This window comes from Enterococcus sp. S53 (assembly GCF_016516865.1).
Classification (GTDB): domain Bacteria; phylum Bacillota; class Bacilli; order Lactobacillales; family Enterococcaceae; genus Enterococcus_D; species Enterococcus_D innesii.
In genome coordinates, this window is the sequence record NZ_JACVUH010000021.1 from 13,394 (window position 1) to 33,456 (window position 20,063).

General features: G+C 41.8%; 18 protein-coding genes and 1 tRNA gene. 9 read left to right on the top strand and 10 right to left on the bottom strand.

The window, feature by feature from the left end:
• Positions 1–28: 28 nt before the first annotated feature.
• Complete coding sequence (locus tag IAE45_RS16935) at positions 29–1,468, bottom strand: NCS2 family permease (RefSeq protein WP_200127440.1); 1,440 nt, start codon at positions 1,466–1,468, stop codon at positions 29–31.
• A 261-nt stretch (positions 1,469–1,729) separates the two neighbouring features.
• Between IAE45_RS16935 and IAE45_RS16940 the strand changes: the two genes are divergently transcribed.
• Positions 1,730–2,533 (top strand): Cof-type HAD-IIB family hydrolase, encoded by an 804-nt coding sequence (locus IAE45_RS16940; protein ID WP_200127438.1) that lies wholly within the window; start codon positions 1,730–1,732, stop codon positions 2,531–2,533.
• 51 nt (positions 2,534–2,584) lie between these two features.
• On the opposite strand, the gene asnB is transcribed toward IAE45_RS16940, so the two are convergent.
• Positions 2,585–4,480, bottom strand: coding sequence for an asparagine synthase (glutamine-hydrolyzing) (asnB, locus tag IAE45_RS16945; RefSeq protein WP_142425447.1), 1,896 nt, complete (start codon positions 4,478–4,480; stop codon positions 2,585–2,587).
• 465 nt (positions 4,481–4,945) lie between these two features.
• On the opposite strand from asnB, the gene IAE45_RS16950 reads away from it, so the two are divergent.
• Together IAE45_RS16950 and IAE45_RS16955 are read left to right on the top strand one after the other, a co-directional pair.
• The gene (locus IAE45_RS16950; RefSeq protein ID WP_005229155.1) at positions 4,946–5,095 is read left to right on the top strand and encodes a hypothetical protein; all 150 of its coding nucleotides are present in this window, start codon (positions 4,946–4,948) and stop codon (positions 5,093–5,095) included.
• A 477-nt stretch (positions 5,096–5,572) separates the two neighbouring features.
• The gene (locus tag IAE45_RS16955) at positions 5,573–6,232 is read left to right on the top strand and encodes an Ltp family lipoprotein (RefSeq protein ID WP_200127436.1); all 660 of its coding nucleotides are present in this window, start codon (positions 5,573–5,575) and stop codon (positions 6,230–6,232) included.
• 203 nt (positions 6,233–6,435) lie between these two features.
• Here IAE45_RS16955 and IAE45_RS16960 read toward each other — a convergent pair.
• Both IAE45_RS16960 and IAE45_RS16965 read right to left on the bottom strand, forming a co-directional pair.
• Positions 6,436–6,523 (bottom strand) — tRNA-Ser (locus IAE45_RS16960).
• 84 nt (positions 6,524–6,607) lie between these two features.
• Positions 6,608–7,174 (bottom strand): TetR/AcrR family transcriptional regulator, encoded by a 567-nt coding sequence (locus tag IAE45_RS16965; protein WP_005237185.1) that lies wholly within the window; start codon positions 7,172–7,174, stop codon positions 6,608–6,610.
• 278 nt (positions 7,175–7,452) lie between these two features.
• Here IAE45_RS16965 and IAE45_RS16970 point away from each other — a divergent pair, with 278 nt between their 5' ends.
• From IAE45_RS16970 to IAE45_RS16985, 4 genes are all read left to right on the top strand, one after another.
• The gene (locus tag IAE45_RS16970) at positions 7,453–8,211 is read left to right on the top strand and encodes a threonine/serine exporter family protein (RefSeq protein WP_077454202.1); all 759 of its coding nucleotides are present in this window, start codon (positions 7,453–7,455) and stop codon (positions 8,209–8,211) included.
• Entirely contained in the window at positions 8,208–8,678 is a 471-nt protein-coding gene (locus IAE45_RS16975; protein WP_200127434.1) for a threonine/serine exporter family protein, read from the top strand. The genes IAE45_RS16970 and IAE45_RS16975 overlap by 4 nt, the downstream gene beginning before the upstream one ends.
• Positions 8,679–8,866: 188 nt before the next feature.
• Positions 8,867–9,466, top strand: coding sequence for a TVP38/TMEM64 family protein (locus IAE45_RS16980; protein WP_200127432.1), 600 nt, complete (start codon positions 8,867–8,869; stop codon positions 9,464–9,466).
• 170 nt (positions 9,467–9,636) lie between these two features.
• Positions 9,637–11,439: a glycerophosphoryl diester phosphodiesterase membrane domain-containing protein gene (locus IAE45_RS16985; RefSeq protein WP_200127430.1), complete on the top strand. Its 1,803-nt coding sequence runs from the start codon at positions 9,637–9,639 to the stop codon at positions 11,437–11,439.
• Between the two features lie 60 nt (positions 11,440–11,499).
• Here IAE45_RS16985 and IAE45_RS16990 read toward each other — a convergent pair whose 3' ends face one another.
• The 3 genes from IAE45_RS16990 to gdhA form a co-directional block, all read right to left on the bottom strand.
• Complete coding sequence (locus tag IAE45_RS16990; protein WP_086292927.1) at positions 11,500–11,709, bottom strand: hypothetical protein; 210 nt, start codon at positions 11,707–11,709, stop codon at positions 11,500–11,502.
• Between the two features lie 352 nt (positions 11,710–12,061).
• On the bottom strand, positions 12,062–13,408 hold the full coding sequence (locus tag IAE45_RS16995) for a glucose-6-phosphate isomerase (RefSeq protein ID WP_005229134.1): 1,347 nt from the start codon (positions 13,406–13,408) through the stop codon (positions 12,062–12,064).
• Between the two features lie 102 nt (positions 13,409–13,510).
• On the bottom strand, positions 13,511–14,860 hold the full coding sequence (gdhA, locus tag IAE45_RS17000; protein WP_077454207.1) for an NADP-specific glutamate dehydrogenase: 1,350 nt from the start codon (positions 14,858–14,860) through the stop codon (positions 13,511–13,513).
• 160 nt (positions 14,861–15,020) lie between these two features.
• Here gdhA and IAE45_RS17005 point away from each other — a divergent pair, with 160 nt between their 5' ends.
• Both IAE45_RS17005 and IAE45_RS17010 read left to right on the top strand, forming a co-directional pair.
• A complete protein-coding gene (locus IAE45_RS17005; protein ID WP_200127428.1) occupies positions 15,021–16,283 on the top strand; it encodes an NAD(P)/FAD-dependent oxidoreductase in 1,263 nt (420 codons plus the stop codon).
• A gap of 139 nt (positions 16,284–16,422) precedes the next feature.
• Positions 16,423–17,460: a tagatose 1,6-diphosphate aldolase gene (locus tag IAE45_RS17010; RefSeq protein WP_200127426.1), complete on the top strand. Its 1,038-nt coding sequence runs from the start codon at positions 16,423–16,425 to the stop codon at positions 17,458–17,460.
• A gap of 55 nt (positions 17,461–17,515) precedes the next feature.
• Here the strand turns inward: IAE45_RS17010 and ybaK are convergent, their stop codons facing one another.
• The 3 genes from ybaK to IAE45_RS17025 are packed head-to-tail and all read right to left on the bottom strand — an operon-like array spanning position 17,516 to position 19,985.
• Entirely contained in the window at positions 17,516–18,007 is a 492-nt protein-coding gene (ybaK, locus tag IAE45_RS17015) for a Cys-tRNA(Pro) deacylase (RefSeq protein ID WP_016608676.1), read from the bottom strand.
• A 50-nt stretch (positions 18,008–18,057) separates the two neighbouring features.
• Positions 18,058–18,810 (bottom strand): type I 3-dehydroquinate dehydratase, encoded by a 753-nt coding sequence (aroD, locus tag IAE45_RS17020; protein ID WP_081119498.1) that lies wholly within the window; start codon positions 18,808–18,810, stop codon positions 18,058–18,060.
• 5 nt (positions 18,811–18,815) lie between these two features.
• On the bottom strand, positions 18,816–19,985 hold the full coding sequence (locus IAE45_RS17025) for a class I SAM-dependent rRNA methyltransferase (protein ID WP_281201985.1): 1,170 nt from the start codon (positions 19,983–19,985) through the stop codon (positions 18,816–18,818).
• Positions 19,986–20,063: the final 78 nt, after the last annotated feature.

Sequence of the window (20,063 nt, forward strand, 5' to 3'; positions counted from 1 at the left end):
AAATACAGAAAGATTTTCTTCATTAAACTTAACTGATCAAAGCCAAAATGACAAAGTTTAGGATAAACAACGCATTGACGACCCAGATGATCGGAGACACTTCGTTGGCTTTTCCTTTCACTACTTTCACTAAGGCATAGAAAATGAAGCCAACAGCGATCCCGTTGGAAATACTGTAAGACAAGCCCATAAAAATAGACGCGAAGAAAGCGGGAACTGCTTCTTCTAGATCAGTCCACTTGATGTCTGCAAAAGAAGCCATCATCATTACCCCAACTAAGATCAACGCCGGTGCTGTCGCTTGTGCGGGAACGATTGAGATCAGTGGAGAAAAGATACTGCTGATCGCAAAGAGTGCTGCCACCACAACGGAAGTCAAGCCCGTGCGTCCACCAGCACCGATGCCAGCTGCTGATTCCACATAAGTCGTTGTATTTGAGGTCCCTACGATGGCCCCTACAGAAGTGGCTACGGCATCTGCAAAAAGAGCCTTATCCATCTTCGTATTCAACCCGTTACTATTTTCAACCGCTTCTTCATCTTTTTTCGAAAAGATCCCTGTACGACGTCCAGTCCCGATAAAGGTACCGATCGTATCGAAGACATCTGATAAGCTAAATGCTAAAATCGTCATGATTACTTGAGGGATTTTGGCAGAATCACTGAATAATGAGCCCATTCCTTCAGAGCCAAACGCAGCCCCAAAGGTGATGCCTAGTTCGCTGATCGAACTTCCTAATGAATTCCCGTGCCAATCAATGGCACTTAAATCCATCACACCCATCAAAATACCGATAATCGTCGTTCCTAAAATACCAAAAATAATTGCCCCACGAACATTTTTCACTACTAACAAAGTAGTGATTACTAAACCAATCACTGCTAACAAAACAGGTGCATTATTGAAATTCGCCAAAGCTGGGACGATCCCACCATTAAAATTGGCACTCACGATCGTCTCACCGTCAACAACTGAACCAGTCACTGCGGCAGTGTCTGCACTGAAGTTTAGCAAGTTGGCATTTTTGATCCCTACATAAGCCACAAAGATCCCGATCCCGCCACCGATTGCGTGCTGCATGCTTTCTGGAATCGCATGGATGATCATTTTTCTGATTCGAGTGACCGTGATAAAAATGTTGATCAAGCCGCAGATGAAAACCATCGCTAATGCTTGCTGCCACGTATAGCCCAAACCAAAAACAACGGTAAAAGTGAAGAATGCATTAAGTCCCATTCCAGGCGCTTGCGCGTAAGGCACATTTGCAAATAAGCCCATGATCAGGGTACCAATCACTGAAGCGATGATCGTTGCTAAGAAAACAGCTTGAAACGGCATGCCTGCAGCAGATAAAATCGTCGGATTCACAAACAAAATATAACTCATCGCGAAGAAGGTGGTGACCCCGGCCATCACTTCTGTTGAAACCGTCGTTTTATTCTCCTTTAATTTGAAAAACTTTTCCATGTTATGTTTCACTCCTGAACTTTAATCGTTTCTATGAAAAGAAATAATGAATAATTGCGCTTTTCATCGAACAATTACAAATTATAAGGGAATAATTTTCGCTTTTCAAACCTTTTTCCGAATAAAACGAACCAAAAACGTTTAATGTTCGTGTTTTGCTTTGCAACTATTATGAAAACTTATCGAAAACTTACTTGTATTGTGAAATGACAGAAATATGTTACACTTAAGCCACTAGTATAAGAGAATGGAGCGAGTCTTTTGAAACCAAAAATCATCGCCATTGATTTAGATGGCACAACCTTAAATACTGAATCCCAACTTTCCCCTCGCACACGTGAGGTACTGGTTCGCGCCACCAAAGCGGGACACTTTGTTACCATCGCTACCGGAAGACCTTTTCGGATGAGCGATCAATTCTATAAAGAATTGGCGCTCACAACACCAATGGTCAATTTTAACGGTGGGTTGGTCCATAAACCTCGACAAGTATGGGCAAATGAAATGGAGCATTCGATCTCTCGAGAAATTGCGTTTGAGCTCATGGCACAAAAAGAGCAGCTGGGGCTGACGTTTGTGGCAGCAGAAAATCGCGAAACCTTTTTCATTGATGACCTAAGTGGATTTGATCAACACTTTTTCTTTTCGGGCAATGCTTCCGAAAAAAATCTATTAGCAAATTTAAAAACGGATCCCACTTCATTACTGGTGAAAACCGAAAATGAATTAGCAGAATCTGTTTCTTTACGTATCAAGGATCAATTTGACGATGCAGTCGATGTTCGAACATGGGGCGGACCTCAAGCCATCTTAGAGATCGTACCAAAAGGAGTCCATAAAGCACTTGGTCTTTCGGTGATCGCGGATTCTTTGTCTTTGAATCGGCAAGATATCATCGCTTTTGGTGATGAACACAACGATTTGGAGATGCTGGATTATGCGGGTTGGGGCGTTGCCATGGCGAATGGCACGCAGCAATTAAAATCAATCGCCAATGATGTTACCGACAAAACCAATGCGGAAGATGGCATGGTCGATTACTTGGAAAAATATTTAGGTCTATAAAAAAGCCGATGCGGGATATCCGCATCAGCTTTTTTTGCTTCCATATTCAAATCAAAGTGTTTCATAAACGATTTCTTTGGCTTCGGGAATCGATTCATCAATAAAGAACACTTTGTACCAGGTCAAGAACGTAAAGATCGTCCAGATTTTTCGTTGAAGATTCGGTTTTCCTTGGCGATGGTCTTCTAGCATTTGCAAAATCGCTGTTTGATCGAAGAAGGTTGCCGCAAAGTCTGACTCAAAAAGTGCTTTGACTGCTTCATACCCGGTTCCTTCTTTCAGCCATGCCTTGATAGGTACAGGAAAGCCTAGTTTTTCACGGTTTGCCCATTCTTTTGGCAAATGACGGTTTGACGCTTGTCGGAACACATCTTTCGTGTTGTTTTGATTGATCAAATATTTCGTCGGGATCGTTTGCGCCAACTTTTGCATCTCGATATCCAATAAAGGAACCCGTAATTCCAAGGAACTCGCCATGGACATTTTGTCTGCTTTTAACAAGATATCCTTCGGCATCCACTGATGAAGATCCAAATATTGCATCTTATTGACCTCGTCTTTGAGACCATTGACTTTCTCATAATGAGGCGCAACGATTTCAGCAACAGATGGTCCTTTTTGATACGTTGGTTTTAAAAGCTGTAGTGCTTCCTCTTCTTCAAAGACCAGGGCTTGCCCGATAAAGAAGTCTTGGGCAGGTGCCGTTGCTTCATAAAGATGAATTCGACCATGGAAGTTTTTCATTTTGCCGATTTGACGCCCTAAACGAAAGCGGATGTTTTGCGGCAGTTTTTTCAAGCCTTGGGCAAAAACGCGAACCGCTTTAGAGTTTGTGTGGAAGCCATAGGCAGCATAACCAGCAAATAATTCATCTGCCCCTTCCCCAGATTGAACGACCCGCACTTGCTGTGCTGCCAGATTGGCTAAAAAGTACAAAGGGACACAGCTTGGGTTAGAATCCGGTTCGTCCAAGTGATACTGAATCAAAGGGAATGCCTCAAAGGACATTTCACCATCAATAACTGCTGCTGTGTTGTTCAAACCGAGTTTTTCCGTCAATTTGCGGGCTTCGATCGCTTCGTTATAGGTTTTGTCATCGAATCCGATTGAAAACGAGCGATCTGGTCGCAAGACCGAGGCCACATAACTTGAATCGACACCACTGGATAAAAATGAGCCGACTTCAACATCACTGATTTGATGAGCGGCAATCGATTCTTGGACTGCTTGATCGATTTTGTCGACCCATTCTTCTCTTGAATGATTTTCTTTCACTGAAAAATCTGCATCCCAATACTGCTTGATCGTCAATCCTTGTTCATTAAACAAATAATAATGCCCTTCTTGCAAACGATGAACGCCTTTAAAGAAGGTTTCTCCGTTCAAAGGCGAGTATTGGAAGGTCAAATAAGGTTTCAACGCCTCTTGGTTCAACTCTTTCTTGAAATCTGGATGAGGCAAAAAACTCTTGATTTCAGAACCAAACAGGAAACTGCCGTTCATTTGCGCATAGTAATACGGTTTGATGCCAAAGTGATCCCGCGCGCCGAAAAGCTCTTGTTTTTGAGTATCCCAGATGGCAAACGCAAACATTCCCCGCAGGCGCTGCAACACATCAATGCCCCACTCTTCATAGCCATGTAAGACTACTTCGGTATCCGCATGGGTAGAAAAGACATGGCCCGCTTGGATCAATTCTTCCCGCAACACTTGAAAGTTATAGATTTCCCCATTAAAAATAATGACTTTTGTTCGATCCTCATTAAAAATTGGTTGTGAGCCACCTTCTAAGTCGATGATCGATAAACGACGAAACCCTAATGCCACTCGGTCGTCGGTAAATTTCCCTGAACTGTTTGGTCCGCGATGAACGATCCGGTCCATCATGCGTTCAATAATGATTTCTTTTTGGTCTTTTGAATTGACAAAGCCGACAATTCCGCACATATTTTCACATCCGTTTTCATAATCCATTTTCATTTTTCTAAAGTAAATCATACCATAGAATTCAAGAGATACGATCTCTTTTTCAAAAAAATACAATCAATATATTTTTGCACAAAACACAATTTGAAGATAAACCTTATGATATCAAGGTTTCCAATCATCTCATACTCTCAATCTTACAAATTTGTTATCTAAGAAAATAGCTATCCTCAAAATTCTTAAGAAATTTTTTATGAATTCTCTTTTTCTGAAAATATACAAAGATACTTTTCCCGAATTTACTGACTCTAGCAAACTTCTTTTGCTTCCATTCTCAGCATTGATTTCCTGAAAATAATCAGTCAGATTTGTTCGTTTGATAGTTTTATTGGACTATTGTGAAAAAAAGTGTTATTCTAACTATGGAATTTCGTTATCAACTAACCGTTGCCTTTCAATGACAAGTTTTAAGAAAGGAGAATGACTATGACATTCTATAACACAGATCTACAATATCGTGTAACTCTGGATACCAAATTGAATTTATTTATCGTTTTCGATAAAAAAGATGCGAATCATTTTGCGACTGGAATTACGATCGAGCAAGCTGTACAAGAATTGAAAAAAACTGCATAAGGAGTTCATCCAAATGAAGGATACCGATTCGTACTGAAAGCACCTCGCTAAGGAAAAAATTAGCTAGGTGCTTTCTTGTTTTTTGGCTCGCTTTTGTCTTTTTTAGTATCCGTTTCTTGCTTTTGACCGCTTTGCTGTTCATCCAGCAGTAAGATTTCATCAACAAATCATTGCGTAATAAATTTGCTCAATCCCTGTGCCGCAATTTTTGTGTAACGCATAAAGTAATCTTTTTCTTCAAAATCCATCTTCTTCCCTCCTACTGATACAACTGTACTTTCATTTCGTTTACTAGCAATTTCACCAGTAATTCTTGAGCGTCACTTCTTTGATACATATGAATGATCCATTAATAGCATACACGTTACAGTTGTCAAATCATGCTTTTTCTCTACTTATGAAAAGACGAATCTGACTTCAGACCACCTCCATAGTATGATTAGTTTTTAGGAACTATTTATCTTAGGAGTGATATTTATGGCTACGCTTTTTGCCATCTCGTTTTTGCTTGGCGTGTTCTGTTTCATTTTTGGCATTATCTTATTTTATATTGGTCTTGTAAAACAAAATGCAAAACGAGATCGAAATGTTTTGATCATTGTCGCTTCCGCTTTTATTGCCTTGTTTTCTTATGGTGGCTTGTCCATCTATCAGGAGGTGACGTCTTTCGATAGCATCACTGCGCAAGTAAGCCTTTCTTTACGTAACGAATCAAAGAAAAATGAATCCTTTGGCGATGCCGCTGCTTCAAAGGAAAAACCACAAGGAGAACAAACAGCTGGCAAGAAAGAAGCAAGTAGCGCGCAACAAGAAGAACCCGCGAATAACGAGCAACATACACCTCAACTTTCTCGTGAAGAAAGAAATGCACTGAATCGTGCAGAAAGATACTTATCCAGCAGCGCGTTTTCTCAGTCGAGCGTGAAACGCCAACTACTCTATGAAGACTTTTCTGAGAGCGCCGCAGACTTTGCCGTAGCCACCGTGAATGCCGATTGGAATGAGCAAGCATTGAAAAAAGCGCTTCGCTACTCGCAAAATTTATCCTTATCAGATGAGCGTGTGAGGAACCAACTTTCCTATGAAGGCTTTACTTCTGAACAAATTGAATACGCCTTAACACGTTTGCCCGATTGATTCTTTTCGTTTGTTGTAGAGGACCACAAGCAAAAAGGGGTTCAGCGAATTAGTGTATTTCTGTTGATTTCCCGATTGAGTGTAAACTGAGGTTTTTTCAGATGGTTATCGATCAAGCTCGGCAGTCAATTATCTTCTCTGCCCATAACAAACAAAAAAGCCTATCTCGAAAGATAGGCTAAACGCTCTAAAGCGTTGGTATAAGGAGAGTACAGGATTTGAACCTGCGCGCCGGGATGAACCGGGTCGGCGGATTTCGAGTCCGCTGCATTACCACTCTGCCAACTCTCCATAACAGTTATTTTCGCTAGTTTCACAAAAAATGTCAAGAAAAATCTGCATCCAAAATAGAAATGGATACAGATTTTTTATTCTTTAATCGAAAATATAGTTTTCTTTCTTTTCGATTACGCCTTCGATCGTCTCGTTGATGATTTTGATGATTTGGTCATCGGTGGGTGTGATGATACCCGCCGACATTAAGGAAGCCAAACCAGTCACAACGATCCATGCGCCATTATGTAGTGCATTTATCGCATCTTCGGATAGATCTGCATATTTTTCTTCTGATTTGATCAAGGATTTGAAATAGGTGGATGAAAAATCATGCATCAATTTCCCACCGCCATAATCATCGATAAAAAGGGCGATGTAGAGATTGTGCTGCTCTTGCGCGAAGCGTATATAATTCAGGCCTAAATCAACAAGTTTGTCTCCTGTTCGAACAACTGGAAAAACATTTTCCGATAAATCTTTGAAAACAGCCTCTACCAAAGTATTTTTTAAGTCCTGCATATTTTCGAACTCAAGATAAATTGGTTGAGTAGAAATTCCCATGTGCTTAGCGATATTCCGTGCCGTAAAGTTGCCAAAACCTTCTCTATTGATCAGTTCATAAGCGGCCTTCAAAATGTGTTCTCTTGTATAGACCTTCCTTCGCATCAATAAATCCCCCTTTTTTTATTTATTTAATTGTAACCGAGTTATTCATTTTTTTAAAATAAAACACTCCATCCGTTATCTTATTTCTATTCACTTTGTTCATTAAACATGAATCTTTACGAATAAAGAGAAGTGCCTCTCCTTTCACTTATCACAAAAAATCCTGCGTAGAGGTTGCTAGTTATTTTTCAAATCTACTTTTCTTTCTTGTTGAAAACTCGCTGAAATTGTACACTAAGATTGTAGTGCGCAAATTTGATTGAAAAAGGGGTTTGGAAATGGCTGAATCAAAAGAGCTATTATTGGAGACCTGCTTATTAGCAGGAAAAATCATGATGGAAAACGGCTCGGAAGTCTATCGAGTAGAAGATACAATGAATCGAATTGCAGCCAACGCTGGGGAGCAAGGTAGTATTAGTTATGTAACAGCAACTGGTCTTTTTATGGGTTTGCGCAGCAGTCACTATGCGCAAGTAGAAAATGTCCATGATCGAGTCATCAATCTCGAAAAAATCGTTGCCGTTAACGGACTCTCTCGTGCTTATGCAGAAAAGAAAATTTCTTTAGCGGAACTGCACGAGGCATTAAAAAAGGTCAATCCGACAACACCAAGTTTCCCCTACTGGCTGCAGGTCCTTAGTGCTGGTGTAGTCAGCAGTACCTTAATGATTATTTTCGGCGGTGCTTGGTTTGACTTTCTACCGACCTTCATTATTGGCTGTCTGGGATTTTTATGCGCGTATTGGGTCAAGAAAGTGATCGATATCCGCTTTTTGGATATGTTTTGCGCCTCTTTACTAATCGGTACTTTGTCTGTCTTAGCGGTCTCCCTTCATGTCGCACAAAACGTCGATAATTTGATTATCGGTGCCGTCATGCCCTTAGTTCCTGGTGTAGCGATCACCAATTCCTTTCGCGATATCTTGGCGGGCCATCTCATCAGCGGAACCGCCCGAGGTACTGAAGCCATTTTCACAGCTGCCGCGATCGGTGTCGGCATCGCCACGGTCTTCACCTTATTTGGAGGGATCTCATGACGATTTTTATTCACCTTTCCTTCAGCTTTTTAAGCACCGTGACCTTTGGCATTTTGACTAATATTCCTAAAAGAGCTTTGGTTGCCACAGGCATTGCCGGAACCGTTGGCTGGATGATCTATTGGTCATTAAAAACGATTGGCTATGGTTTAGGTAGCGCCAACTTTTTAGCCGCATTTGCTGTCGGTTGCGTCAGCATCTTTTTTTCCCGCAGAAAAAAAATGCCTATGATCATTTTTAACATTCCTAGTCTCGTTCCCCTCGTACCGGGTGGATTTGCCTATAAAGCCGTTCGAGAATTTGCTTTAGGAGACAACTTTGTCGGCTTTGAAAATCTGATGATCGTGGTTATCACTGCTGGGGCGATCGCCGGAGGCTTCATGATGACGAGTGTGGTTGAAAAGATCGTCAATCGTTGGCAAGTGAAGCGCACAAAAAAACGTCACCCAGATAAAAAAGCCTCCTAAAACTAATGGCGTGCCGAAACTATAAATTTTTCTTATTTCAGACTTTGGTACAATGTTTTCTTTGCGGACTTCTCTTATAATAAAGGCATACCTTACAAAACTGTTTGACGTTTGTCATTTGTTTTACTGGATTTTTCTGGTCTCACCCCGTATAGTGAGATTATGAAACAAAAAGGAGATGAAGTCCTGTGAGCATAGCAACTTCTCGTCGTATCATTAATACGATTTCTATTATTGGCTTAGGTTTATCTATCGCATTAACGATCTATTTTATCAATCTAGGTGTTTTCAAAGACATTAATGCCTTACGAGGTCTAGTTGGAAATTCTGTTATCTTAGGACCAATCGTCTTTATCCTATTGCAGATCTTGCAAGTCGTGATCCCAATCATTCCCGGTGGTGTCTCCAGCGCTGCAGGTGTTTTGATTTTCGGTCCTTACCTAGGATTCGTTTATAACTATGTAGGAATCAGTATTGGTTCTGTCATTATTTTCCTGCTTGGCCGACGATACGGTAAACCATTCATTTTAAGTATGATCAGTGACAAAACTTACGATAAATACATTGGCTGGTTAGATAACCAAAGCCGATTTGAAAAACTTTTCGCCCTTGCGATCTTTCTACCGGTTGCCCCAGATGATGCCCTTTGTCTTATGGCTGGATTGACCAACGTGTCCGTTAAGAAGTTTACGTTGATTATTTTATTAGCAAAACCTGCCTCAATTTTCTTGTACAGTATGGCATTGATTTATGGTGGGACATTCTTAACTGGTTTGTTAGGCGGATAAGAATTAGAGTAAGAAAAGCGATCAATTTATTGAGCCGAAGGTGAAGGAGCTACGTTTGAGACAGGATCTATGCCTGTGACGAACTTGCTGCTAAACTGTTCGGCTTTTTTACCGCCTTTACCTTTATTACCCAGAGAACTAAAATACTTACTATTGTTAGGATGACAACCATGAATTATTTAAAAAACAGCTTCATCAACACTTGGGATTTTTTGAAAGACAGCAACGCCTACTTCCGTGATGTCTTATTGATGCACGGTGCCTTGTTGTTCTTAGTAATTCCCATATTAACTTCTTCCACCAAATTCGTTCTAAGACGGGGAGGCTTACCTTACCTTTCATTCGACAATATCGGGAGTATTTTTACAGATCATCCTGTCGTATTGCTTTCACTAACAGTGATTTTGCTTTTGATCTTATTAGCCGTCTTTTTTGAGTTTACATTCTTGTTGCTGAGTGTTTATTTTATCAAAAAGAAACAACCCATAAGCCTGCGCCAATTGTTACGGATGACTGTTTTGCAGTTGCGAAAATTACGGCCGATGACCTTTTTATTTTTCCTCTTTTACTTCTTACTGATTCTACCCATCGGTGGGTTGAGCTTTAATTCGGATTTACTCGCAAAAATCAAAATCCCTGCCTTTATCATGGATTTCATTTTTGCCAACCGTGTCGTAATCATCGGAGCAGTGCTCTTGATCTATGTCTTGTTGATCTATTTAGGAATTCGCGTGATTTTTGCCTTGCCAGAAATGATTTTGCGTGATTTGCCTTTTCGAAAAGCGATCAAAGAAAGCCTTCAAGTGACTAAACGCCGCTTTTTTGCTATCGTTGGTCAGTTTGTTTTTATTAGTGGTAGCATCTTATTGATCACGACACTTAGCTTTACTTTGCTGATCACGATTCAAGCAGTAATCGAAGCTGTTGCACCGAATTATGCCTTGTATAGTGCTGTTTTTATTATGACTTTCTTACAGTTTATTTTGTTACTGAATGTCATTTTATCGACCGTAGCTATTTTTTATATCATCGTTGATTTCATGGATGACGAAGGTTTTTTACCAGAGATTCCTTCCTGGTTCCACCAAGAACCATTGAACCAGCGTCATTTCTTAGGTCTAAAAAGTTCCTTGTTTACCTTGGTGACGGTGCTTTTCGGTGTCGGTGTTAGTCTATATAATATGAACTATCTGACTTCAGCTGCTTCGATTCATCCGGTAACGATCTCCCATCGAGGGGTAAGCGACGGACAAGGGGTCCAAAATTCTCTTGAAGCACTACGCTTTACTAGTGAGAAGTATCACCCGGATTATGTTGAAATGGACGTCCAGCAAACAAGTGATGGTCATTTTATTGTCTATCATGATTTTTCTTACCGCCAACTAACCGGCGGCAAAGGAAAACCAGAACAATTACCCTTGAGCTATGCCGAATCACTGACAGTTTCGGAAAACAACCAGACAGCCCGTATTCCAACTTTTGACGAGTACTTGGCGCTTGCCAACCAATTGGATCAAAAACTGCTGGTGGAGATCAAAACTCAGCAAAAAGATACTGCGCAGCTCGTAGATGACTTCTTAGAACGATACCAAGAGGATTTAGTTGCAAATGAGCATATTATGCAAAGCCTCTCCTATACAGTTGTTGAAGAATTAAAGGATAAAGCACCTGAATTGACGTCAGGATACATCATGCCCTTCAATGTCGTTGGCCCACCACTGACTAGTGCCGATTTTCTGACAATGGAATACAGTACGATCAACCGCAACTTCATCGCTTCTGCCCGGACTGACGGCAAGGAAGTGTTCGTTTGGACCCCCAATGATGCGGATACCATCAGCCGGATGCGTTTTTACGGTGTGGACGGGATCATTACCGACCAGATGGGGATTTTAAATGAAGAGTTGAGTGTGACGGAAGAAGACATGACTTATTCAGACAAACTATTGAACTTTGTGATCGGTGTTGGCTGATCTCACACGAAGAAAAATGCTGCTCACGGTAATCCGTGGAGCAGCATTTTTACTCTTTTGTTAAGCAACATTGGTTTGTGTAAAAATTTTATTGAAGCTGACGATCATCCGACGATTACAAGCTTCTACTTGTACTTGATCTTCTTCTTCACAACTTGAAACGACGATCAACGCCGTATTTACGTATAGTTTTTCCACCACACCGATCACAGGCTTACTCGCCCCTACTGGTCGGCAGACATATTTTTCACCAATCGTAATATTCTCCATATCCTCACCTCAACCGTTTTCTTTCTTAAAGATATAATAACAAAAAAGCATCAAAATGAAAACGGTTTATTTCCGTTCATCACGCATTTGTCACCAAGAAATGACAGTTTCGTTCGTTGAAACCCACTGCTTTGTTCGTGCCACTGAATAGAATTCATTTTATACTAAAGAAAATCAAAAGGAGATGAGTCAAATGCCAATTATTCAAACCTGTATCTTTGGACTATTGTCTGCTGCGTTGCTTTGGGGATTAAAAGAAGACCGCTGATTTTTTGGATTACTGATTTGTTATTAAATAAAATAAAAACGCCTTGAGCCACTCAGAACTGGCTCGAGGCGTTTCTTTATCTCATTATAGACGTTCGTTCAATTCTTTTGCAAGATCTTCAAAACCTGGTTTGCCAAGTAAGGCGAACATGTTTTTCTTGTAAGCTTCAACTCCTGGTTGGTCAAATGGGTTCACGCCATTTAAGTAGCCAGAAATTCCTACAGCGATCTCAAAGAAGTACATCGTGTACCCTAACGTGTAAGCATCCATTGTAGGGATTTTTACTAACAGATTTGGTACATCTCCATCTGTATGGGCAAGTAACGTTCCTTCAAAGGCTTTCGTATTAACAAAATCAACTTCTTTTCCTTCTAAGTAGCCAAGACCATCAAGATCGGCTTCTTGTGTAGGGATCGCGATTGATTTGCGTGGTTTTTCAACTTTTACGACGGTTTCAAAGATATTGCGACGGCCTTCTTGGATGTATTGACCAAGAGAATGCAAATCTGTTGAGAAGTTTGCACTTGAAGGATAGATCCCTTTTTGGTCTTTTCCTTCAGACTCGCCGAATAATTGTTTCCACCATTCTGAGAAGTATTGCATGCCTGGTTCGTAGTTGATCAGCAATTCGGTTACTTTGCCTTTGCGATAAAGGATGTTACGCATTGCTGCATATTGATACGCTTCATTTTTTTCAAGGTCGTCACTTGCGTAAGCATCGCTAGCATCTGCTGCCCCTTGCATCAAGGCATCGATATCCGCTCCGCTGGCAGCGATTGGCAATAAACCAACAGCAGTCAATACAGAGAAACGGCCGCCGACGTCATCTGGAATCACAAAAGTTTCCCAGTTTTCAGCATCTGCTTCAACTTTTACTGCACCTTTCGCTTTATCCGTTGTTGCGTAGATCCGTTTGTTGGCTTCTTCTTTGCCGTATTTTTCAATCAAACGTTCTTTGAAAACACGGAAAGCGATCGCTGGTTCAGTAGTAGTTCCTGATTTTGAGATCACATTCACAGAGAAGTCACGGTCACCAATGATTTCGATCAAATCTGCTAAGTAAGTTGAAGAAATTGAATTACCGGCAAAAAAGATTTGTGGTGCTTTGCGTTCTTCATTTGGTAACAAGTTAAAGAAAGAATGATTTAAGAAATCAATCGCTGCTTTCGCTCCTAAATAAGATCCGCCGATCCCGATCACGACTAGTACTTCAGAATCAGATTGAATTTTTTCAGCCGCTTTTTTGATACGCGCAAATTCATCTTTGTCATAATTTTTAGGAAGGTCGATCCAACCTAGAAAGTCGCTACCAGCACCTGTTCCTTCGCGTAATTGTTTGTCTGCTGCTGTAACTTGACTTTGCATGTAGCTCAATTCGTATTCGTTTACGAATGGTGCTACTTTCGAATAGTCAAACTTGATGTGTGACATGATTTGTCCTCCTTGAAAAAATAGTTTTTCATACACTACCTACTTTACGTTTTTTTTCAACTTTTTTCAAGTAATTCCTGATAGGTAGCCTGTTGGGTGATTTTAGACAAGTCCTTGAGCAAACATTGCTTTAGCAACTTTTTCAAAGCCTGCGACGTTCGCACCTAACATAAAATTATTTTTTTGATCGAAGGTTTCAGCAGTATCACGGCATGCTTCATAGATCGACTTCATGATATCGTCCAATTTGGCATCGACTTCAGCTTTTTCCCATTGCAGTCGTTGGGAGTTTTGACTCATTTCTAACGCAGAAACGGCTACGCCGCCAGCATTGGCTGCTTTTCCTGGACAGTAGAAAATTCCTTCTTCAATAAAATATTCTGCTGCTTCTAATGAGCTAGGCATATTCGCGCCTTCAGAAACGACCCGAACACCATTGGCTTTTGCACGTTTGGCTTGTGAGAGATTAATCTCGTTTTGGGTCGCGCAAGGAAAGGCTAATTCCGCTGGTGTATCAAAATCCCAGACAGATGCCCCTTCATGATATTCTGCTGATGGACGTTCTTTCGCATAAGCCGTCAGACGTTCGCGCTTCACTTCTTTGATTTCTTTTAATAAGGCCAGATCAATGCCGTCTTTGTCATAAATAAAACCAGAGGAATCAGAACAGGTGACAGGGATCGCACCTAATTCTTGCAACTTCTCAATTGCATAAATCGCAACATTGCCGCTTCCAGAAACGATCGCTTTTTTGCCTTCAAAGGTTTCACCTAGGTCTGTCAATAAATGCTTAACGAAATAAACAGCACCATAACCCGTTGCTTCTGTGCGGTTTTTACTGCCCCAAAAGTCTAATGGCTTACCAGTTAAAATACCGGCATCGTATTGTTTCAATCGTTTGTAGGCACCAAATAAATAGCCGATTTCCCGTCCTCCGACACCAATGTCGCCAGCAGGAACATCTAAGTCAGGTCCGATATGTTTTGACAGCTCCGTCATAAAGCTTTGGCAAAAACGCATCACTTCGGCATCTGATTTGCCTTTTGGATCAAAATCACTTCCGCCTTTGCCGCCGCCGATCGGCAGACCTGTCAAGCTGTTTTTGAAGATTTGCTCAAACGCCAAAAACTTCAAGATACTCAAGTTGACACTTGGGTGAAAACGCAAGCCGCCTTTGTAAGGCCCCATTGCCGAGTTGAATTGAATCCGATAGCCACGGTTTACTTGCCAGTTGCCTTGATCGTCTTGCCATGGGACTCTGAATTGGATAAAACGTTCTGGTTCAGTTAAGAGTGCAAGGATATTTGATTCAATATATTCTGGATGCTCCTCTAAAAAGGGAACGATCGTAGGCAAAAATTCGTCAATTGCTTGAAGAAATTCCGGTTGGTGTTGGTCTTTCTCGTGAATCTTCGCTTGAATTTCTTTCACGTAAGCTGAAGCTTTGGTCATAGTGCATTACCTCCTTTAAGATATTTTCTATTTTAAAGAAATTTTCTGAAATTGCACGCTTTTTTTTAGAATTGTCAGAATTTTTTATCATTCGAAAAAAATCGACCAATCCTTTCAGCAGTCGTAGCCGATGTGTTACAATCCCAAAGAGGTGAAAAGAATGGAAAAAACCTATGATGTCATTGTTGTGGGTGCAGGTACGAGCGGCATGATGGCTGCGATCACTGCTGCCAAACAAGGTGCTAGGGTCTTAATAATCGAAAAAAACAAAAAAATCGGCAAGAAATTATTGATGACTGGCGGCGGACGCTGCAATGTAACCAATAATCGGCCGGTAGATGATTTAGTTGCTCATATTCCGGGAAACGGCAAATTTTTGTATAGCACGTTTTCCCAATTCAATAACTATGATGTAATGGCGTTTTTCGCTGACTTGGGGGTCGTCTTAAAAGAAGAAGACCACGGAAGGATGTTCCCTGTGACGAACAAATCAAAAACGATCGTCGAAGCGTTATTTCAAGCAATCAACGATCATCACGTCACCCTGTTGACGAACACGGTCGTAACCAAGTTGATCCATGACGGCAGTCAAATTCGCGGTGTGCGAACCGAAACCGATGAGTTCTCTGCCCCTAGTGTGATTCTGACGACAGGAGGCCGCACCTATCCTTCCACGGGCGCAACGGGGGACGGCTATAAGATGGCAAAAAAAGTCGGCCATACCATTACGCCGCTTTATCCAACCGAATCGCCGCTTGTTTCAGAAGAATCCTTTATTCAAGAGCGGACGTTGCAAGGCATTTCCTTGCAAGACATCACGTTGAGTGTCTTGGATCAAAAAGGAAAGCCTATTGTCGCCCATACGATGGATCTTTTGTTTACCCACTTTGGATTATCTGGTCCAGCTGCTTTGCGCTGTTCCTCCTTCGTAAATCAAGAATTGAAAAAGCAACAACCCGTAACGGTTGCTCTGGATTGTCTGCCAGCAAAATCTCATGAAGCCTTGACCCAAGAATTGATTCAGTCTGCGGCTTCGAAAAAACAATTGCCGAATGCTTTAGCTGGCTTTTTGCCTGAGCGCTTGATGACCTTCTTTTTGCAGCAGCTAGACCTGCATGAGCTGGTTGCTGAAAAAGCCTCACCAGAACAGTTGGCGGCGCTCGCTTCCTTGATCAAAGGCTTTTCAATCACCATTGTCCGCACGTTCCCATTAGAAAAATCCTTCGTGACGGGCGGCGGGGTCCATCTGAAAGAAATCAATCCAAAAACCATGGAGAGCAAGAAAATCAATGGCTTGTATTTTGCCGGTGAATTGCTGGATATCAATGGGTATACAGGTGGTTTCAACATTACAGCAGCGTTTTGTACTGGACATGTCTCCGGAAAAAATGCAGCAGAAACAGCGAGTTATTTCAGTTATTGATCGATGACCCAGGTGTTGGCAGCAATATCCTTGCCCGTTGCTGTCAACACCTGGGTCTCCCCCTCTTTTTGCTTATTAGTTGGGTTTTTCTCAAAGTAGGCGTAGACTAAAGATAGCAAGATCGAGGGAGGTTTTTTTAATGAAACGAATTTCAAGAGGTAAATTTGAACGAATGCAAAAACTTTCAAATGAGGATGGTGTGATTGCTGCACTAGCGATCGACCAACGTGGTTCCATGAAAAAAATGATGAAGGCAGCAACTGGACCGGATGACTTTACGATGGAACACATTTATGAGTTCAAGCAGTTGGTTTCCCAAGAATTGACCAAATATGTCAGCAGTATTTTGTTAGATGAGGAATATGGCTTCTTAGGGATCGAAGCAAAGAATCCCAATGCTGGCTTGATCCTTTCCTATGAAAAAACAGGCTATGATGTCAACACGCCGGGTCGTTTGCCTGAGATTTTACCCAATGAATCGTTGCAGCGCCTGGTGAAAAAAGGGGCAGATGCTGCGAAAGTCTTGGTTTATTATAATCCAGATGAACCGCAAGAGATTTTAGATACCAAACATGCGTTTTTGGAGCGTTTAGGTACGGAGGCGCAGGCGGCCGATATTCCGTTATTTGTGGAACCAATCTTCTATGATGATGAGATCATAGATGACAAATCACCTGCTTTTGCCAAGATCAAACCGAGCAAGGTCATCCGAACCATTCAGGAATTGACGAAAGATCACTACCATATCGATATTTTGAAAGTCGAAGTACCGGTTCAGTTCGACTTAGTTGAAGGCTTCCAAAAAGAAGGCTTAGAGGCCGTTTATACGCAAGAAGAAGCCGCCGATTACTTCAAAGAAGCCAGTGACGCCGCGACGCGACCATTCATCTATTTGAGTGCGGGAGTTCCAGCGAATGTCTTTCGCGATGAATTGACCTTTGCTGGTCAACATGGTGCCAAATTCTCAGGAATCTTAGGTGGTCGAGCAACTTGGCGCGATAGTGTCGAAATTTATGGGAAACAAGGGGCCAAAGCATTATTGGAATGGCTGGACACCCAAGGAAAAGAAAATGTTGAAGAATTAAACGCCATTCTAAAACAATATGCCACTCCGTGGTTTGACTTTTATGGTGGTTTAGAAAATATCGAGGTTTTCGATATTGAGGTCATGGAATAAAACAGCACAAAAAAATCCCCGTGAGCGTCATCTCTAGATGGTTCACGGGGACTTTTTATTCGTGTTCAGGTGCCAACAAATCGGCAAAGACCGCCCTTGTCAATTGTTGCAACGCTTGTGGGGCAAGCCCCATCTGCAACCCGCGCTTTCCTGCAGAAACCACGATTTCTTCCAGTGTCTGCGCCCCACGATCAATATAAGTAGGAAAGAGCTTTTTCATCCCGATCGGCGAACAGCCGCCGCGAATATAGCCAGTCGTCTCTTCTAAATCTCTCAGATGCAGCATCTCTACTTTTTTGTTTCCACTGACTTTGGCTAACTTTTTCAGATCCACTTCTCTATTTCCAGGAATCACAGCCACCAGCGGTCCTGTTTTGTTCCCCACTGCCACCAGCGTTTTGTAGATAGCTTGCGGGCGTGCTAGTTGCGCAGCGACGGATTGCGCATCGAGATGATCTTCCGACCACTCATAGGTGTATTCGTTATAGGCGATTTTCTGTTGTTCTACTTGACGGATCGCATTGGTTTTTTGTTTCTTCTTCGCCATTTTATCCCTCTTTTGTTTTGGTTTCTTCTAAGAGAAGGCCTTGGCTGGTCTTACTCATTGAGTGAAAATTCTTGTAAGTAGTTGGTCATTCGTTCGATCGGTATTTGTCCAGGTGCTGATGCCCCTTGCAACGAAGCAAAAGTAAAGACCGAACCAGTCAATGCCCCACTAACACGGCTGATTTTCCCCAGCTCCCCCATCGACATGATCGCCAACGGCAGTTGGTTGAAGCCACGAGCTTTAGTAATGATCCCCATTAAACGTAAAACGTCTTGGACTTGCTTGGGCATCATCGCTAACTTGCCAACATCGGCACCAAATTGATTCATTACGCCGATTTTTAAAATCAACACAGCATCTTCTGGCGTTTTCTCAAAATCATGATTGCTCAGTATCAGCTTTACCTGTGCCTTTTTGATTTCTTGAATAAAGCCGCGACCTAAAAATTCAGCTTTCTCTAATTCGATATCGATCCAATCGATCAAGCCTGAATCAGCAGCAGCTAAACACAATTCTTTGTATTGGGTCAACGTGAACGGCCGCTCGCCCCCTTCTTCTATGGTTCGAAAAGTAAAAAGTAGCTCTTTTGATTTTAAAGTCGTGCGAATATGAGACAATGCATCTAAGACCGCTTGTTGATCGTCTGCATGTTTGTAATGGTCAACGCGCCATTCAATGATCTGTGCTTCTGATTCCTCAGCAGCAAGGGCTTGTTTTAAAATTTCCTCATTGGTTTTTCCAATCAATGGGACACAAATCAGGGGTGTTTTCCCATCTAACGTTACTGGTTTTGATCGGCTCATCTCCTTCACTCCTTTTTCATTTGATAAAAGAATACTTTCAGATAATTACCTTCTGGAAAGTGCTTATCAACCGCAAAATCAGCTGGTAGACGATAACTTTGAATACATTCATAAGGAACATGTGCTTTCTCTAATGACGCTTCGATCATTTCTTGAAACTTCTTCGAGGACAGATTGGCCGCATTCGTTGAGGCGATCAATAAACCATCTGGCGCTAAAATCTCCAAGCTATCTGTGACTAAATCGCCATAGTTTTTTGCAACCGAGAAGACTTTTTTCTTGTTGCGGGCAAAACTCGGCGGATCTAAGACGATCACATCAAAGCGCAAGTCTTTTTTGCGGGCATAATTGAAGTAATTGAAGACATCCATGACATGGATACGCTGGGTATCTGGATCAATGCCATTAACTGAAAATTGTTCGCGGGTCTTTTCCAAACTGCGTTTTGCCAAATCAACACTCGTGGTCTGAGTAGCCCCACCGACAGCAGCAGCGACAGAAAACGCCCCCGTATAACTGAACATATTTAAAACAGACTTGCCAGCTGCCAAACCATCGACGAGTTGGCCACGAACTTCTTTTTGATCCAAAAAGATGCCCGTCATTAGTCCTTCGTTCAAATACGTCGCATACGTGACGCCATTTTCTTTCACCAGTAAGGGTTCAGGCGCCGTTTCCCCATAGACCCATGCTGATTCAGGCAGTTCAGACGCAAAGCGGATTTTTTCATAAGCCCCTTTGATTTCGGGAAAGATTTGACGAAAAGCCGCCACGATCGCTTTTTTATGTTGATAAAGGGTGGCATTGTACCAAGAAAAAACGACATACTCGCCATACAAATCTACGGTAAGTCCCCCCAATTGATCCCCCTCGCCATTAAAAAGACGAAACGCATCTGTCAGTTCATCTTGATAATACGCACTACGCTTGCCTTTTGCTTTTGCAAAGCGTTGCGCAAAGAATGCTTGGTCGATCACTGTTTCTTCAAAGGATACGACCCATCCGATCCCTTTGTTTTGTTCACCTAGATAGCCGATACCTAAAAATTGGTTGGCCTGATCAGTAAAGGTGACCCACTCCTTTGTCTCGATTGCTTGTTGAAGGTCTTCTCGTTGGATCAACGGATTCTTTTTGCGAAGCTTCGCTGATCCTTGCTTCGTTAGTTTTATTTTCATGTTCATCTGCTCCATTCATTCTCCTTTTTAGTATAGCAAAAAGCGACTGTATTGTCTGTATCCTTGAAAGTAAAGAAA

Bases quoted from the DNA above. Each gene is read 5' to 3' on its own strand.
- IAE45_RS16935 (WP_200127440.1), bottom strand. From the start codon at position 1,468: ATGGAAAAGTTTTTCAAATTAAAGGAGAATAAAACGACGGTTTCAACA.
- asnB (WP_142425447.1), bottom strand. From the start codon at position 4,480: ATGTGCGGAATTGTCGGCTTTGTCAATTCAAAAGACCAAAAAGAAATC.
- IAE45_RS16950 (WP_005229155.1), top strand. From the start codon at position 4,946: ATGACATTCTATAACACAGATCTACAATATCGTGTAACTCTGGATACC.
- IAE45_RS16955 (WP_200127436.1), top strand. From the start codon at position 5,573: ATGGCTACGCTTTTTGCCATCTCGTTTTTGCTTGGCGTGTTCTGTTTC.
- IAE45_RS16965 (WP_005237185.1), bottom strand. From the start codon at position 7,174: ATGCGAAGGAAGGTCTATACAAGAGAACACATTTTGAAGGCCGCTTAT.
- IAE45_RS16970 (WP_077454202.1), top strand. From the start codon at position 7,453: ATGGCTGAATCAAAAGAGCTATTATTGGAGACCTGCTTATTAGCAGGA.
- IAE45_RS16975 (WP_200127434.1), top strand. From the start codon at position 8,208: ATGACGATTTTTATTCACCTTTCCTTCAGCTTTTTAAGCACCGTGACC.
- IAE45_RS16985 (WP_200127430.1), top strand. From the start codon at position 9,637: ATGAATTATTTAAAAAACAGCTTCATCAACACTTGGGATTTTTTGAAA.
- IAE45_RS16990 (WP_086292927.1), bottom strand. From the start codon at position 11,709: ATGGAGAATATTACGATTGGTGAAAAATATGTCTGCCGACCAGTAGGG.
- IAE45_RS16995 (WP_005229134.1), bottom strand. From the start codon at position 13,408: ATGTCACACATCAAGTTTGACTATTCGAAAGTAGCACCATTCGTAAAC.
- gdhA (WP_077454207.1), bottom strand. From the start codon at position 14,860: ATGACCAAAGCTTCAGCTTACGTGAAAGAAATTCAAGCGAAGATTCAC.
- IAE45_RS17005 (WP_200127428.1), top strand. From the start codon at position 15,021: ATGGAAAAAACCTATGATGTCATTGTTGTGGGTGCAGGTACGAGCGGC.
- IAE45_RS17010 (WP_200127426.1), top strand. From the start codon at position 16,423: ATGAAACGAATTTCAAGAGGTAAATTTGAACGAATGCAAAAACTTTCA.
- ybaK (WP_016608676.1), bottom strand. From the start codon at position 18,007: ATGGCGAAGAAGAAACAAAAAACCAATGCGATCCGTCAAGTAGAACAA.
- aroD (WP_081119498.1), bottom strand. From the start codon at position 18,810: ATGAGCCGATCAAAACCAGTAACGTTAGATGGGAAAACACCCCTGATT.
- IAE45_RS17025 (WP_281201985.1), bottom strand. From the start codon at position 19,985: ATGAAAATAAAACTAACGAAGCAAGGATCAGCGAAGCTTCGCAAAAAG.